Origin of the sequence: Paenibacillus sp. GCM10012306 (assembly GCF_042649265.1) — a bacterium.
GTDB lineage: Bacteria > Bacillota > Bacilli > Paenibacillales > Paenibacillaceae > Paenibacillus_AQ.
The window spans coordinates 86,176-99,773 of record NZ_JBHRYW010000008.1 but is presented as its reverse complement, the minus strand read 5'-3'; the positions used below and the strand labels follow the sequence as shown (position 1 = coordinate 99,773).

Sequence of the window (13,598 nt, the reverse complement as noted above, 5' to 3'; positions counted from 1 at the left end):
GAGAAGAGGTTGAGATCAATGTGGGAGCCAATGATTGTAGACAAAGTACGTGACAGAAAGGGTAATCGCTCAGCAGTTAATACAAAAACAATGGTATATCGAAAGTTCGCTGCTGCTATTTTGCTAACGCTGTCCCTGTTTTTTCTGCATCTGCCTCAAGCCCAAGCGGCGACATCAGACTGGGACATGGCGCTGGAACGTATTAGCAATCTGTACAACGACTATTCTACCTTACAGGAGAACATCACCCAGAACACGGGAACGCTCCAGAAGCTGCGCAAGCAGAACAATGATGACTTGAAGGCAATCCAGGGGAAGCTCAAATCCACCGATCAGGCCCAAATCGACAACTTGAAGCTGCAGGTTGATGCAGCACGCAAGAAACATGCGCCACTGCTCGAAAAGTATAATACACTAGGACAACAGGCTACGGCTGCACGTAATGCCAAGGATCCCAAGACTGCCGCGGTACTTGATCTGCAGCGCAACAAGCTCAAAGCAGCGGCGACAGCGGCACAGGCCGAGATCAAAGCGAAATCCGCAGCATTGACGACAGCCCGGAAGCAGACCACTGACAAGACCCAGCCAGCTAGAGAAACTATTGCCGCTATATCAGCGCTTCGGAAGGTGGCCACCACCGGGAGTAAAGAGCTTACTGCTGCACAAAGGCTTCGCGCAGAAGCTCATAAGCGGTATCAGACAGGAATGAAGCAAGGTGACGCACCCGCTGCTGCAGCAGGAATGGAGACCTCTTTTGCCCAGATGAAAATCATCCAAGCCTTGCAGCTAAAGCTGATAGGCTGGGAGAAACAAATCTCTACCCTGCTTCGCACTGCGGAGTTGAAGCTTCCGAAATAAACACCAGGAATGATGGACTGATGGGCTGCTGATACCAACCACCTTGTATTATTAGATCAGCTTGACCAACATGCTAATGAAGAGCGCAGCAGGATACAACACAACTTGGCCGAGTAAGGTGCCCAGGAATCTGGAGCCCATCAGTACAACGTATATTTTTCCAAGCTGATCCCGATATTCTACATGCTGAGTAGCCTTATGCGTAATAATCCCCAGCTGCGGGTCAATGAATACTGTAAGCATAATCGTCGCCAGCCCATTAATGAGTCCTGAAGCTTGTGAGGCTGTTGTACTGAACTGTGGAACGAGATGTGCAGCGTAGAGTGAAGACAAGACACCAACGGTGTAGAACGCCGTAACGAAGATATTCATAATAATAAAACGTTTAGGAATGCCCAGATACCTGAAGCTGTAGAGTCTTACTTTCGGTTTTTTTATGTATTTTCGGGTATTCTTGAGCTGGCTTATCGTGACACTGTTCAGTAACTTCGGAATAGAACCTTCGATTTCCAGCTTGGAGATGACCCTTTCGAACAGACCTACAAATGTCGGAAAGACACCTATAGCAATCAAAGTGCCCAGCGATGAAGCGAGCATAATGATCATTAAATAGTTAAGCAGCGGGAAACCCGGATTCACTTTGGCATAATCGACGAATTTAGCTGTCAACGGGGCCTGGATCATATTGGCCGTTCTGGATACCAGAACAATGATTCCGGTCAGAGATAGGGCAATCGCAATCTTGTTCAGTCTCACTCCGGCAAATCTGATCGAATAAGATAGGGTCTCCGCGGTATGGATGATCAAGGTGAGCAGGCATACAATAATTAAGCTGTTCGTCATGTTCTCATTCATCTCCAATGCTTGACTTTATAGCGTTGCGAGATTGCTCTATCCAGAACAAAGACGACAGTAATTCCGATAGTATACCTGAGTAGATCAATCCACAGGAACCCTTTTCCTAATACCAGGCCTCCCAGTACAGTTGCGCGTATGTTGTTTATCCAGTCCGCTTGATACAGCTGGCTGAACTCAATGCCGTAGCTGAACAGCAGGCTTAGCCAGAAGGAGAACAAGAGCTGTCGTCTCGTCCATAGCATTCGGAAACCAAGGTAGACCATACTCCCCCATAACGCATCGCCAAAATGTCTGGAGACGAACGGTGGTAGCTGCTCCGCAAACGCCCTGGAACCAAGGCCAAGCACGATGACGAGCAGAACGGCGGAAAGGTAGATTATTTTAGTTCTCCACATGACAAGAATACCTATAAATATATATTTTCATTATTGCCTCCTACTACTCTATGTCGCTGACTTCTACTAACAGACCATGCTTTATTCAAATATTGGCTTTGAGGATGAACTGCTTTTGGCAAAAATCTCTTTCGGATAAGGAATTGCTAGCTCCGGCAGTTCTTCTTCCTTAAAAAATTTCAGTTCCTCCGCCTCTCCTTCCAGTCCCACAAGCGTTCGATTGATCATTGAACATTCAAATACCATGGCCAGATACTCCACCTGATGACCATTGCTATACTCGTATCTGAATTTTTCACCACCAAAAACGCCGATCATCCGGTCCGGATTAACCATTAGTCCTGTCTCTTCATACACCTCTCTGCGTAGAGAACGCACAGGCTTCTCTCCTGGTTCGATGGCACCTGCAGGCAGGCCCCACATTGTCTCGCCCGGTTTGCGAATACACAAGATCTCGTCTTCTTCATTTCTTATAACTGCCGCTACAGAGGGAATCAGTAGCAACTCTGGTCCGATCTTTTCCCGTAATCCTCGATAATACTCAGACATTGGCATGATTAATCATCCTTTGGGTTTATGACGTGACCTTGATTGAACTACTATATATGTATATTAGACAAAGCCCTGTCATTGACCTTGTTCACCCTTAACTTTTTCTTCCATCGCTTCAAGAGCGTACAATACACGCACCTGTTGTAATGAATTTGCATAGTCGAGGCTGAATACTGCCACAATAGATACGAACCACGCCTATCATTTCATACCAGGGAGGATTATACAATGAGTCCAGTTAAACCGGATAAAAACCTAATCAACACAGTAAGTGATCTTGAGACGACACCTGTGACAAGCCAGCAGGCCCAGCAGCTCGGACAAAAGAAGAAGGATCACCGGAAAGAAATGATCAGTAGCGATGATCAAAAATTCCAGAAGAATGAACAGAATACGTATAAGTAATGTGAAAAAAGGGAGCTCTGTACCTCTGTACAGGGTTCCCTTTTGATTGCCAAGCCGGGCGTTTTATTGTATGAAGACTATTCGCCCTTTATGGTATTGTTTCGTAGCAATTCGTTATCCCTCTCCAAGCTCCAATTCTTTCTGACCCCGAGCTCGGGTCCAACAGGTCCATAGCAAATCTGCACTAAATAACAGCATGACTAACGGCATGGCTATCCCCCATACTACCCCCACCTGACGGTACAACACCACCATGAGCGGCTGAAGCACATACATACAGGCAATGGATAGCATCCACCAGTATACAGAAAAACGCAGGCAGATATGTCCATGAAGCTGGTAAGACATACCAGAGTAGTCCCACCATTGCTTGTGAAAGACTTTTTGCAGCAGCCAACCACTAACGTATTCAACCGCTGACGGTATCAGCAAGGCACATATCAGGTGTAGTGGAAGCGATACTCCCAGCTCCCGAGCAGCCAGCAGCAACAGCGGAGCCAAGCCGTACATCGGTTTGAACGGACCTCGCAGAAATCCTTCCTTGCGAAAGGTTCCCTGACTATATAAATTGTAAGTTCCTTCGAGTACCCAGCCCAGGAAAGAATACACCATAAAGTAAAAAAAGTACTCACTGACCGCGGCAACTGGCCCATAGTTATACAATGAGATAAACGATGCACTTGTGAAAATTGAAATGGATCTCGCCCCCTGTTTGTACATCTAATGCATGAACATCGGGACATAGTATGCCTTCCTTAGAATGGAAATATTCTGCACTGCCTTCACTTTCGTACAAAAAAGACATATCCCTGAATAGCAGGCTTCTACAACGTTTCATACCAATCCTTTTTGCTGTAAGCACAACAAAACAGACCATCCATATGGACGGCCTGCTTAGCGGTTCTTAGCCCTGATTGTTCGGAAGCGGGTCAGGATGCGCGGATTCCGCGGGCTTGGCGACCCAATCGTCCGCCTGCGTCTCGATATCGACACCATTCTCAATCTTCTTGATTTCCGCCAGTGAATCACCGGCTTTATTTTTCTTATTGCGAATGTCCGCTTCGTCCTGAATATGATCCGTCATGTGGAATCCTCCTTTTGGGCTGTGCGATGTTGGTTCTTAGTTATCGTTACCCGATGAGGTTGTTTCCAATCATGACACCAGCTTTTTCATAGGCTCATTCGCTGTAGACTCTGAACACAATATCCTGCTCGTAATTTCCGCTTCCGCAGCCGTATAATGCCAGCCGGCCTCGCCTTCGGTTCACTTCTGCAGCCGTAAGTCTGAATGTCCAGTCCTCTTGATCCCAACAAATATCAGCCAGCGTCACCTCGGAAATCTGCTGTCCATCCATAAATGTCCCGCTGGCGTTGATCCGCAGCACTTTTAGCAGACCGCGCCGATGACCCTCATTCTTCCAATAATCCGGGGTCAGGCGATCTCTCAGTTTGCTTGACTCTCCAGGTCCGGTCCATCTCCCCAAATCTCTGTTGTTCAGCGTAAAAGTAAGATCTATCGGCCATTTTTCGTTCACATGAGCCACCTCGGAGCCGATTTCCATGGAGATTTCAATCTCCTGCATCGCTTTGTCCCTGAAAAGATAATTGGGTACTTTGTATTCTACATAACCCTTATCAAGCCATAGGACACTGGCATCGGCATGGCACGAATCCCGAAACCTCCGCGCATCATCATCACAATAGCCCACCACTTTATCCGAGCCTATAATTCCGCAGCCGGGAGCGGCCTCTAGATCGCTGTAATGTCCGACAGGAACGGACACCTCGACGACTTTTCGGGCAACCGCATGGGAACCATCCAGTTTCACCAGAAAATAGTTCGCAGACAGCGAACAGTACTTATAGGTACCGCCGGCGATCCGCTTCATTTTGGAGCTGACAATGCCCGCTTTCTGCAATTTGACCACATGAGAGCTAACAATTGCGCTGCTGAGATGAAGCTCCGCAGCGAGCTCCTTGATATGCATTTCCCGCTCACCCAACAGATCTACAATTCGCAAACGCACTTCGCTGGCGAGCGCTTCATACACCCGCAGAGATTGGGTATCTGTCGTTAAGTACATGTGAAGACCTCCATATTCATGATGGTCATGAAATTATATATCAAGGAACAGAATAAATACATAATTTTGGATAAAGATTGGAAGGTTTCATAAAAAAAACAGGCACAGAGTTATCTGGCCTGTTCTTGATATCATTTCTTACACCCACTGGATTACCTGTCCGGCGTCTTGCCGAGTCTGCACGCGCGGCTCGTTAAGTCGATAGCCGAACGCCACCATACAGGATATTCCAAAGTGGCCCTCGTCCATAATTCCTTCTGCGGACAGGATCTCTTCAATTTTACGTTTGTTAAAGCCCTCAATGGGGCAGGAATCCACTCCGATTTGCGCTGCAGCCGTCATCATATTGCCTAGCGCTATATAGGATTGTCGGCAACCCCATTCAAATAATGCCCGTTCATTATCTACCAGTTCAAAATCAGTTTTCAGGAAAGCACCGTACCTGTTTTTCCTTACCTCCATGGCCTCAGGTGGCAAATTTTTAACATTTTGCATTAGTCCACTGAGATAATCGGAGTCAGGATGCAGATCTTTAGGCAGTCTGGACAAAATAAGTACGAAATGGCTAGCCGTCCGCAGCTGTTTCTGCGCTCCCCAAGCATAGTCATACAATTTCTCACGGAGTGCCGGGTTCTGAACCACCACAAATTTCCATGGTTCAAAGCCAAAGGAGCTTGGGGACAATCGTCCAGTCTCTAATATAAATTCAAAATCCTCATCGTTGATCTTTTGGCTGCTATCAAATTCTTTAGTCGCATGTCTGAATTTGTAAGCTGACAGGATTTCTTTTTTCACAGATGTTGTTTCCACAATTATTCCCTCTCTTCTTCTCATTGAATTGACGTATAACCGATCACAGTTTTAATATTAAGTTATATACTTCGTTTTTATAAGTACGCACATTAATGTGGTGTAGTATACAAAATGATACCAAGGGGAGAAGAACTCATGCCTAACCGAAAAAGCCGCTTTAGCGAGGATATCTCACTGGACACAGGGCAGGCTTGCCCTGTAGAACATACACTGAATGTCATCGGTGGCAAATGGAAGGGAATTTTGCTGTATCATCTAATGGATGGGACCAAACGATTCAGCGAATTCCGCCGAATCTGTCCGGGAATTACCCAGCGGATGCTGACCCTACAGCTTCGTGAATTGGAAGAAGACGGTGTAGTGCATCGTGAAGTGTATCAGCAGGTCCCTCCCAAAGTGGAGTATTCGTTGACCGAATTTGGAAGAACCTTAACTCCGATCATCATACTTATGAGGGATTGGGGCAAGGAATATAAAATAAAGCAGCTTTCAACAGAAAGCTGCCAAATAGACACAGAAGCCGGCCATTGAGGCCGACCTCTGTGTCGAGAAACCCAGGTTATTTAAAGAACTTGGGTTTCTTTTTTTGCATTTCAGACAAGAGCCTGTCGGAGGTACTTGCCATCCTGATTCAGAATCCTTCATTACGGCGCCAGAATAACCTCTACTAATTGCCGAATTAATTGTTCCAGCTCATTCGAGTTTTTGGCGACGATTTTGAACCCGCGCAAAGAGCTTGTTAAGAGGTAAGCCAGCTGCTGCGGATCCAGCCCTCCACGTTTCTCATTACTTTCGAAGTGTTCTTGAATCAGTGCGGCCAATACATCTTCAAACTTCCTATAGCTCATATCTAACGCTTCGCGGGCAAATTCATAAGAGCTGTCCGAAATTTCCCTGATTTCTGGCGAATGCAGCGCTTGATCGAATATATTGATTGCCCAAACCTCAAAAGCATAATAGATTTTTTCTTTGGGTGTGTCCCGCTGCGACAGCCCTTTTTGTATTTCCTCTATAAGGTTTTCCCCATTGAAAAGTATCGCTGAGTTAAAAATCTCCTCTTTACTCTTGAAAAATAAGTAAAGACCTGCTCGTGAGATTCCAGCTGCCTGAGAAATATCATTCATCGATACACGCTTGTATCCATACTTGTAAAACACCTCAAGTGCGGTCGAAATAATGTGATGCCTCTTTTGATCGTCCATTCAACACTGCCCCAGTCTTGATTTTCTGTAATTTTATTATATAGACACTTTACAATATCTGTCCACTCGTTTATTATACACACATAGACGATTATCGTAATTTGTATAATAGTTTAAAATGAGAGGTGTTAACTGGATAAAATCTTTAACAATTCCTTTTATTGAATACCTGCCGATCCTGCCAAATATATGATCTACAAAGGAGAATACTAACAACATGAGTACAGAACAAAAACCGCTGCAATCAGGTTTCGGATTTCATACTACTGCACAGGAAGCTTTAGCTGGGCGTGATCTTCACGGGAAAATTGCCATTGTAACTGGCGGTCACGGAGGGATTGGTCTTGAAACAACAAGAGTACTCTCGAAAGCCGGAGCTACAGTTATTGTCGGGGCCCGCAATGTAGAGCAAGCGCAGCAGAATGTAAGTCAATTCAATAATGTAGAAGTTCTTCAATTAGACCTTTCTAATCCGGCATCCATTGATGCTTTTGCCGCCGAATTTCTAAAGTCTGATCGTCAGCTTGATATTCTAATTAATAATGCCGGTGTTACAGCACCGCCAGAAATTAAAGATTACCGCGGATTTGATACTCAGCTGGCGACCAATTATTTGGGTCATTTCCAATTGACCACCAGACTTTGGGAAGCACTGAAAAAGTCAGGGAACGCCCGAGTAGTGTCGCTTTCTTCCATCGGTCATATGGATGGTCAGGTTGATTTGAGCGACCTTAACTTTAACACCAGACCCTATAACACAGACATTTCGTACGGACAATCTAAAACGGCATGCTCGCTGTTTGCGATTGAACTGGATAAACGGGGTAAGGAGCATGGCATCCGGGCATTCGCCGTCCATCCTGGAGGCATATTGACTGGCTTGACTCGCCATTTATCTGATGAGGTGCTCGCACTTTGGGGCGTTCATCGTGATGCTGCAGGTAATTTCATTTCACCTGAAGGGTTTAAAACCGTTGAGGAAGGTGCCGCCACAACTGTCTTTTGCGCAGCAAATCCATTATTAGAAGGCAAAGGTGGCGTATACTGCGAAGACAGTGATATCGCGGAATTTGTTCCTGATGATTATAGTGAGCGTAGAGGTGTTCGCAGTTGGGCAATTGATCCGGCACTCGCACAGTCACTGTGGGAACAAAGTGAGGAGCTGCTTAACATCCCTCATGGCACGATCCCACAGGGTTCAAACTAACCAAATGTAGTTAACGAGGTACTCAGACCCTTCACATAGGAGGAGCTGAGTACCTTTTCTTGTCACTCGACATTCCTCCAGACTCCCCCAAGGGTTGTACTGTATGAAGTTCCTTCTTGGTGCGAACACTATGTAGCGCCAATTCACTCCAGCCACTGAATTATTCCCTCCGCCGATACACGCCAGGGGATACCCCGTAGCGCTCCCGGAAGACTTTGTGGAAATAAGTATAACTGCCAAAGCCACATTCTTCTGCGATACGCTCCAGGGTGTAGTTACTGTTATCCATGAGACTTAGGGCCATAGCCAGACGGATTTGCTTGGCATATTGGATCACAGAGTATCCAAACTGCGCCTTGAACAGATGCACGGCTCTTGTCGGACTGATCCCAGCATGGGAAGCCACATCTTCCAAACGAATAACGGAGGTAGCGTGTTCTTCGATATAGCCTTTCATCTTGAGGGCAAGCAGTAGTGATGAGGAGGAAGTCACAGGCGCCTCTTCAATGGCTCGGTCGAGGAGCAGACATAATGCCTTGAATAAGGCCTGAAGGATTTCCGCATTGCCTCCGTCCAGCCTTCTTTGTTCAAAGATAAGCTGCTGCCATACGCTGTGTATTTTGCCGACATCAGCGATTCTGATTTTCTTCGGGCGCTCACGTTTGTTCCACCAATAATCCACCCAGTCGCCCGTACACATGACAAAATAATCGCCGCTGTGGCCCAGCGGACTTTGCTTCTCTCCGATCCGCAGATCGTAGACCTCCCCCGGAGGAAACAAAAGCATGTCCCCAGGCAGGACGGTCACCATCTTACCGTCGATCAGCGCTTCGCACTCACCTTCTACCTGAAGCCGGATGATATAGGTTTCGAGACCGTTTCGGAATAGTTGCCGAAAGGGCTGATCATGGCTGATGTAGCCGCTGAGCTGTATGTTTACACCAATTTTTTCCATAGTAATCCCTCTTTTCTTACACTTTCATGACCAGATTGATGAGGTTATTAGCCATATTGTTTCTTCAAAGGAGGCCGGAATTCCTCCTATAATAAATTTATGAAATTACCTAGGAGGTTATCATCACTATGAGCCAAGGAACTATTCGCGTCATCCAGACCGCTAAAGATACCGCAGATCGTCTGACTGAAAAGCAAGCGCTTACGTTCACTCCTGACACTGAGGGAAAAGAAAATACACTCATCAACATTTATGATGATCTTGAATATCAAGAAATTGAAGGCTTTGGCGGTGCGCTTACCGAAGCTTCGGCAGTAACGCTGGCCAAGCTGGGCGAAGAGAACCAGAAGAAAGTCATTGATGCCTATTTCGACCGGGAGCAAGGCATTGGATACACGCTGTGCCGCTCGCACATTCAAAGCTGTGACTTCTCGCTCGGCAACTACGCTTATGTAGAAGAGCAAGATGCCGAGTTGGCAACTTTCGATATTTCCCGCGACCATGAGTCCATTATTCCGCTGATCAAGCGCGCTTCTAATGCAGTAGGTACAGACTTCCGTCTCTTCTCCTCGCCATGGAGCCCTCCAGCCTTCATGAAGACGAATGGCGAAATGAATAATGGCGGTAAGCTTAAACCAGAATACAGAGAAGCTTGGGCCAACCTTTTTGTGAAATACATCCAAGCCTATGCCGAAGAAGGTATCGATATCTGGGGAGTCAGCGTACAGAATGAAGCCAAAGCTCAACAAATTTGGGATTCCTGTATCTACACCGCCGAGGAAGAAAAAGATTTTGTCCGTGATTACCTCGGACCTGCACTGGAAAAAGCCGGCTTGTCCCACGTTAAGGTGCTGATCTGGGATCACAACAAGGAACGTGTCTATGACCGTGCCAAAGTTGCTTTTGAAGATCAAGCTGCTTCCAAGTACATCTGGGGCATCTGCTTCCACTGGTACTCCGGAGATCACTTCGAAGCCCTGTCTGCGGTACATGACCGCTTCCCGGACAAGAAGCTCTTCTTCAGCGAAGGCTGTCAGGAAGGTGGCGTTCAACTTGGTTCCTGGAAGACAGGCGAGCGTTACGGCCATGATATCATCGGTAACCTGAACAACTGGATGTCCACTTGGACCGACTGGAATATTCTGCTCGACGAGCAAGGTGGCCCTAACCATGTAGGCAACTTCTGTGATGCCCCGATTATTGGCGATACTGTACAGGATGAACTCATCTTCGAGAGCTCCTACTACTACATCGGGCATTTCAGTAAATATATTCGTCCAGGCGCCAAGCGCATTGGAAGCTCCAAGTATACCGACAGTTTGGAGACAACGGCGTTCCGCAACCCAGACGGAACCATTGCTGTTGTCGTCATGAACCGGACGGACAATGAGCTGCCGTTCACCCTCCGTTGCCGTGAACAGCTGGCTGAGACCTCCATTCCAGGTCATGCGATCCAGACCCTCTTGTTCAAATAAGTGAACAAGAAAACGGGTACCCTCCTTATTATTAGGACGGTACCCGTTTTCTATGTTGCTAATGGTACAGCAGCCAGGCTACAAGTGGAGCAGTGAATGAACCTGCAACCGCGCACACGGTCATCGCGACCGAGCTCATGGACAAGGACTGTTCCCCATACTCCAGTGCCTTGGCCGTTCCCAGTGCGTGAGATGCGGTTCCTAGACCAATCCCAATGCCGAGCTCGCTGCGGACTCTGAACAGCTTCAGGATGTACGGACCAGCAATGGCCCCGGTAAATCCGGCAATCATCACAAAGACAGAGGTCAGAGACGACTCTCCGCCCAAGCTGCCAGAGATCTGGATCGCTACCGGTGTCGTGATTGACTTGGGCAGAAGGGATAGAATATACTGCTTCGGAAAGCCCATCAGCATAGCCAGCAGAATTCCACTGAACATCCCTACCAAGAGTCCAGTTAGCGTACCTCCCAGAACCGCTGGAAGGTTGCGACGCAGCACATGACGCTGGTTATAGAGCGGATAAGCTAACGAAACGACAGCGGGACCTAGCAGCTTGTTAATCCACTGTCCGCCGATCATGTAGGTCTCGTAGGGAATTTCAAAGTATAGCAGCAGGACGACAACCATGAACGTCGCAGTTAAGGCTGGCATCAGAACAGGGATGCGGAATCTTTTATAGATCAAGGCCATCAGCACATATATGCTTACATTGGCCAGCACAATTGCAATCGCAGTTAGAATCATGAAGCTTCCTTCTCCTTCTCTTCCATTCCCGGCAGGGCCTTTGGTACATCCATGCTCCATCTGGCAAACCATCTGCTGGAATGTGCCGCCGCACCAATCGTGACTGTCGTACTCAAGATCAGCACTACAATCAGCAGTAGCCCTTTTCCGCTAAACAGGCTCAAATGATCCACAATGCCCGCTGTCGCGGGAATAAAGAACAAGGGAAGATACGCCAGAATCGCCGCAGCCCCATGCTCAATCCAGCGGATAGGCACAACCCGGCATAGCAGCAGAATAAAAAGAAGCAACAGACCGATAATACTTCCCGGTATAGGAAGATGCAGAAGCTGCTTCACAGCCTCGCCAGCCAGGGAGAACAAGTACAGCAGTACCACCTGAGCAATAATTCGCACAATCTTCATCACACAAAAGTCCCTTCACAGAGTAAACTATCCTTAATGTTATTGTAAAAAACGGACTCTACCAGACTAACAGAGATTTCATGATTTTTTCAATGTATAATATGAAACTCTGATGTATTTTCACTGTGTGCCGATTTTTGTTATAATCAATTCAATTCGTACTTATGAATTAAGACATAGAAGAAGGGGACGTTTGCATTGTCAAAGATTATTAAGACTTTAACTATTGCCGGCAGTGACTCCAGCGGGGGCGCGGGCATTCAGGCTGACCTGAAAACTTTTGAGGAATACGGAACATACGGCTTCAGCGCTCTCACCACTATTGTGACGATGGACCCAGACAATGGCTGGCACCATAATGTCTATCCGGTGGATGCGGCTATCGTTGCCGAACAGCTTAAAACCATTTTCGCCGGCGGTCCAGTTAATGCCATGAAGACCGGCATGCTGGGGAGTGTAGAAATTGTCAAGGTAGCCGAACAGGCAATCCGTGAGAATCTCCAGACCAATGTTGTCATTGATCCTGTTATGGTATGCAAAGGAGAAGACGAGGTACTGAATCCGGAGAGCGCGCAAGCGATCCGCGATTTGCTGTTGCCTCTGGCCACCGTGGTTACACCTAACCTGTTTGAAGCAGGTGTATTGTCCGGTCTCGGCAAGCTCACCACCATTGAAGATATGAAAGAAGCTGCACGTTTGATCCACGAACTGGGTGCCCGCAACGTTGTAGTCAAAGGCGGCAAGGCGCTGGATGGCTCCAAAGCGATCGACGTCTTCTTCAACGGTACAGACTACACCGTCTTTGAAGCGGATAAAATCGAACCGGCACACAACCACGGCGCAGGCTGCACCTTTGCAGCTGCGATTACCGGTGGACTCGCGAACGGCCTAACCGTGGACGATGCGGTGGCCAAGGCGAAAGACTTCGTCTCTGCGGCCATCCGCAACGGCTTCGCGTTCAACCAGTACGTAGGACCGGTCTTCCACGGCGGCTACCGTCTGGAACACTAGGTCTCGCCAGTCTGGCGAACAGTCTTGACATACAAAAGAGCAGAGCCGAGAATCTCGGTTCTGCTCTTTTTATACGGCTATAGTAAGCTGTTCAGCAGCTTTCAACTTGTTAACGAGATGTATTTACACCCTATCAAGCTAGGTGCGCTCTACAGGTTATTTTCCCCAAACTGCCGTCTTCTCAGCTCTCCTTGACAGTCTTTCCGGCATCTTCCCGTTCATTCACGAAGCTCAGATGGCTTCTGCCCCAGCCGCACATGCTGTCCAGCACCACAGCAATCGTCCTGCCATGCTCAGACAGGCTGTATTCTACGCGTGGAGGCATCTCTTGATAAAAGATCCGGTCAATGAGCCCGTCCTCCTCCAGCTCCCGTAGCTGCTTTGTGAGCGTGCCCTGGGACACGTCTGGAATTCTCCGCCGCAGCTCCCCGAACCGCTTCGTTCCGTCCACCAGCAGCATGAACAGGATCAGCGGCTTCCATTTACCCCCGATGACATCCAAGGTTGCCAGCACACCTGTCAGTCTAGGCTCCTGCGAATTTCGTTTCATCATTATCACCTCTCCTGTTCTCTCCATCATACCTGGGACACTCCTTAATTGCACGTCTCTTGCCTGGAGAATGGCAAAACATCC

Annotated in this window: 18 protein-coding genes; 6 read left to right on the top strand and 12 right to left on the bottom strand. The window is 47.6% G+C overall.

Going from position 1 to position 13,598, the window contains the following annotated elements:
* Nucleotides 1-30: 30 nt before the first annotated feature.
* Complete coding sequence (locus ACFORK_RS18090) at nucleotides 31-858, top strand: hypothetical protein (RefSeq protein ID WP_379201453.1); 828 nt, start codon at nucleotides 31-33, stop codon at nucleotides 856-858.
* A gap of 51 nt (nucleotides 859-909) precedes the next feature.
* On the opposite strand, the gene ACFORK_RS18085 is transcribed toward ACFORK_RS18090, so the two are convergent.
* The 3 genes from ACFORK_RS18085 to ACFORK_RS18075 all read right to left on the bottom strand — a co-directional run bounded on the left by ACFORK_RS18085 (nucleotide 910) and on the right by ACFORK_RS18075 (nucleotide 2,666).
* Nucleotides 910-1,701: a lipid II flippase Amj family protein gene (locus ACFORK_RS18085; RefSeq protein ID WP_379201451.1), complete on the bottom strand. Its 792-nt coding sequence runs from the start codon at nucleotides 1,699-1,701 to the stop codon at nucleotides 910-912.
* Between the two features lie 8 nt (nucleotides 1,702-1,709).
* Nucleotides 1,710-2,111 (bottom strand): ribosomal maturation YjgA family protein, encoded by a 402-nt coding sequence (locus ACFORK_RS18080; protein ID WP_379201449.1) that lies wholly within the window; start codon nucleotides 2,109-2,111, stop codon nucleotides 1,710-1,712.
* 81 nt (nucleotides 2,112-2,192) lie between these two features.
* A complete protein-coding gene (locus tag ACFORK_RS18075; RefSeq protein WP_379201447.1) occupies nucleotides 2,193-2,666 on the bottom strand; it encodes an NUDIX domain-containing protein in 474 nt (157 codons plus the stop codon).
* 225 nt (nucleotides 2,667-2,891) lie between these two features.
* On the opposite strand from ACFORK_RS18075, the gene ACFORK_RS18070 reads away from it, so the two are divergent.
* The gene (locus ACFORK_RS18070; protein WP_175374447.1) at nucleotides 2,892-3,068 is read left to right on the top strand and encodes a hypothetical protein; all 177 of its coding nucleotides are present in this window, start codon (nucleotides 2,892-2,894) and stop codon (nucleotides 3,066-3,068) included.
* 114 nt (nucleotides 3,069-3,182) lie between these two features.
* Here the strand turns inward: ACFORK_RS18070 and ACFORK_RS18065 are convergent, their stop codons facing one another.
* The 4 genes from ACFORK_RS18065 to ACFORK_RS18050 all read right to left on the bottom strand — a co-directional run bounded on the left by ACFORK_RS18065 (nucleotide 3,183) and on the right by ACFORK_RS18050 (nucleotide 5,962).
* Nucleotides 3,183-3,788, bottom strand: a complete 606-nt coding sequence (locus ACFORK_RS18065; RefSeq protein ID WP_379201445.1) for a putative ABC transporter permease — start codon at nucleotides 3,786-3,788, stop codon at nucleotides 3,183-3,185.
* Nucleotides 3,789-3,972: 184 nt separating this feature from the next.
* The gene (locus tag ACFORK_RS18060) at nucleotides 3,973-4,152 is read right to left on the bottom strand and encodes a hypothetical protein (RefSeq protein WP_379201442.1); all 180 of its coding nucleotides are present in this window, start codon (nucleotides 4,150-4,152) and stop codon (nucleotides 3,973-3,975) included.
* Nucleotides 4,153-4,246: 94 nt separating this feature from the next.
* Nucleotides 4,247-5,152 (bottom strand): ArsR/SmtB family transcription factor, encoded by a 906-nt coding sequence (locus ACFORK_RS18055; RefSeq protein ID WP_379201440.1) that lies wholly within the window; start codon nucleotides 5,150-5,152, stop codon nucleotides 4,247-4,249.
* Between the two features lie 138 nt (nucleotides 5,153-5,290).
* On the bottom strand, nucleotides 5,291-5,962 hold the full coding sequence (locus tag ACFORK_RS18050; protein ID WP_379201438.1) for an NAD(P)H-dependent oxidoreductase: 672 nt from the start codon (nucleotides 5,960-5,962) through the stop codon (nucleotides 5,291-5,293).
* Between the two features lie 138 nt (nucleotides 5,963-6,100).
* On the opposite strand from ACFORK_RS18050, the gene ACFORK_RS18045 reads away from it, so the two are divergent.
* Nucleotides 6,101-6,496: a winged helix-turn-helix transcriptional regulator gene (locus ACFORK_RS18045; protein ID WP_379201436.1), complete on the top strand. Its 396-nt coding sequence runs from the start codon at nucleotides 6,101-6,103 to the stop codon at nucleotides 6,494-6,496.
* 113 nt (nucleotides 6,497-6,609) lie between these two features.
* Here the strand turns inward: ACFORK_RS18045 and ACFORK_RS18040 are convergent, their stop codons facing one another.
* Entirely contained in the window at nucleotides 6,610-7,167 is a 558-nt protein-coding gene (locus ACFORK_RS18040; protein ID WP_379201434.1) for a TetR/AcrR family transcriptional regulator, read from the bottom strand.
* Between the two features lie 217 nt (nucleotides 7,168-7,384).
* Here ACFORK_RS18040 and ACFORK_RS18035 point away from each other — a divergent pair, with 217 nt between their 5' ends.
* On the top strand, nucleotides 7,385-8,374 hold the full coding sequence (locus ACFORK_RS18035; protein WP_379201431.1) for an SDR family NAD(P)-dependent oxidoreductase: 990 nt from the start codon (nucleotides 7,385-7,387) through the stop codon (nucleotides 8,372-8,374).
* Between the two features lie 160 nt (nucleotides 8,375-8,534).
* Here the strand turns inward: ACFORK_RS18035 and ACFORK_RS18030 are convergent, their stop codons facing one another.
* Nucleotides 8,535-9,329, bottom strand: coding sequence for an AraC family transcriptional regulator (locus ACFORK_RS18030; RefSeq protein WP_379201429.1), 795 nt, complete (start codon nucleotides 9,327-9,329; stop codon nucleotides 8,535-8,537).
* A 128-nt stretch (nucleotides 9,330-9,457) separates the two neighbouring features.
* Between ACFORK_RS18030 and ACFORK_RS18025 the strand changes: the two genes are divergently transcribed.
* Nucleotides 9,458-10,804 carry a glycoside hydrolase family 30 protein gene (locus ACFORK_RS18025; RefSeq protein WP_379201427.1) on the top strand — a complete coding sequence of 449 codons (1,347 nt, stop codon included), beginning with the start codon at nucleotides 9,458-9,460 and terminating at the stop codon, nucleotides 10,802-10,804.
* Between the two features lie 58 nt (nucleotides 10,805-10,862).
* Here the strand turns inward: ACFORK_RS18025 and ACFORK_RS18020 are convergent, their stop codons facing one another.
* Nucleotides 10,863-11,549 carry an LrgB family protein gene (locus tag ACFORK_RS18020; protein ID WP_379201425.1) on the bottom strand — a complete coding sequence of 229 codons (687 nt, stop codon included), beginning with the start codon at nucleotides 11,547-11,549 and terminating at the stop codon, nucleotides 10,863-10,865.
* A complete protein-coding gene (locus tag ACFORK_RS18015; RefSeq protein ID WP_379201883.1) occupies nucleotides 11,546-11,953 on the bottom strand; it encodes a CidA/LrgA family holin-like protein in 408 nt (135 codons plus the stop codon). Before ACFORK_RS18015 ends, ACFORK_RS18020 begins: the two co-directional genes overlap by 4 nt.
* Nucleotides 11,954-12,151: 198 nt before the next feature.
* Here ACFORK_RS18015 and thiD point away from each other — a divergent pair, with 198 nt between their 5' ends.
* Nucleotides 12,152-12,964: a bifunctional hydroxymethylpyrimidine kinase/phosphomethylpyrimidine kinase gene (thiD, locus tag ACFORK_RS18010; protein ID WP_379201423.1), complete on the top strand. Its 813-nt coding sequence runs from the start codon at nucleotides 12,152-12,154 to the stop codon at nucleotides 12,962-12,964.
* 181 nt (nucleotides 12,965-13,145) lie between these two features.
* Here the strand turns inward: thiD and ACFORK_RS18005 are convergent, their stop codons facing one another.
* A complete protein-coding gene (locus ACFORK_RS18005; RefSeq protein WP_379201421.1) occupies nucleotides 13,146-13,517 on the bottom strand; it encodes a winged helix-turn-helix transcriptional regulator in 372 nt (123 codons plus the stop codon).
* Nucleotides 13,518-13,598 lie beyond the last annotated feature (81 nt).

Bases quoted from the DNA above. Each gene is read 5' to 3' on its own strand.
- ACFORK_RS18090 (WP_379201453.1), top strand. From the start codon at position 31: ATGATTGTAGACAAAGTACGTGACAGAAAGGGTAATCGCTCAGCAGTT.
- ACFORK_RS18085 (WP_379201451.1), bottom strand. From the start codon at position 1,701: ATGACGAACAGCTTAATTATTGTATGCCTGCTCACCTTGATCATCCAT.
- ACFORK_RS18080 (WP_379201449.1), bottom strand. From the start codon at position 2,111: ATGTGGAGAACTAAAATAATCTACCTTTCCGCCGTTCTGCTCGTCATC.
- ACFORK_RS18075 (WP_379201447.1), bottom strand. From the start codon at position 2,666: ATGCCAATGTCTGAGTATTATCGAGGATTACGGGAAAAGATCGGACCA.
- ACFORK_RS18070 (WP_175374447.1), top strand. From the start codon at position 2,892: ATGAGTCCAGTTAAACCGGATAAAAACCTAATCAACACAGTAAGTGAT.
- ACFORK_RS18065 (WP_379201445.1), bottom strand. From the start codon at position 3,788: ATGTACAAACAGGGGGCGAGATCCATTTCAATTTTCACAAGTGCATCG.
- ACFORK_RS18060 (WP_379201442.1), bottom strand. From the start codon at position 4,152: ATGACGGATCATATTCAGGACGAAGCGGACATTCGCAATAAGAAAAAT.
- ACFORK_RS18055 (WP_379201440.1), bottom strand. From the start codon at position 5,152: ATGTACTTAACGACAGATACCCAATCTCTGCGGGTGTATGAAGCGCTC.
- ACFORK_RS18045 (WP_379201436.1), top strand. From the start codon at position 6,101: ATGCCTAACCGAAAAAGCCGCTTTAGCGAGGATATCTCACTGGACACA.
- ACFORK_RS18040 (WP_379201434.1), bottom strand. From the start codon at position 7,167: ATGGACGATCAAAAGAGGCATCACATTATTTCGACCGCACTTGAGGTG.
- ACFORK_RS18035 (WP_379201431.1), top strand. From the start codon at position 7,385: ATGAGTACAGAACAAAAACCGCTGCAATCAGGTTTCGGATTTCATACT.
- ACFORK_RS18030 (WP_379201429.1), bottom strand. From the start codon at position 9,329: ATGGAAAAAATTGGTGTAAACATACAGCTCAGCGGCTACATCAGCCAT.
- ACFORK_RS18025 (WP_379201427.1), top strand. From the start codon at position 9,458: ATGAGCCAAGGAACTATTCGCGTCATCCAGACCGCTAAAGATACCGCA.
- ACFORK_RS18020 (WP_379201425.1), bottom strand. From the start codon at position 11,549: ATGATTCTAACTGCGATTGCAATTGTGCTGGCCAATGTAAGCATATAT.
- ACFORK_RS18015 (WP_379201883.1), bottom strand. From the start codon at position 11,953: ATGAAGATTGTGCGAATTATTGCTCAGGTGGTACTGCTGTACTTGTTC.
- ACFORK_RS18005 (WP_379201421.1), bottom strand. From the start codon at position 13,517: ATGATGAAACGAAATTCGCAGGAGCCTAGACTGACAGGTGTGCTGGCA.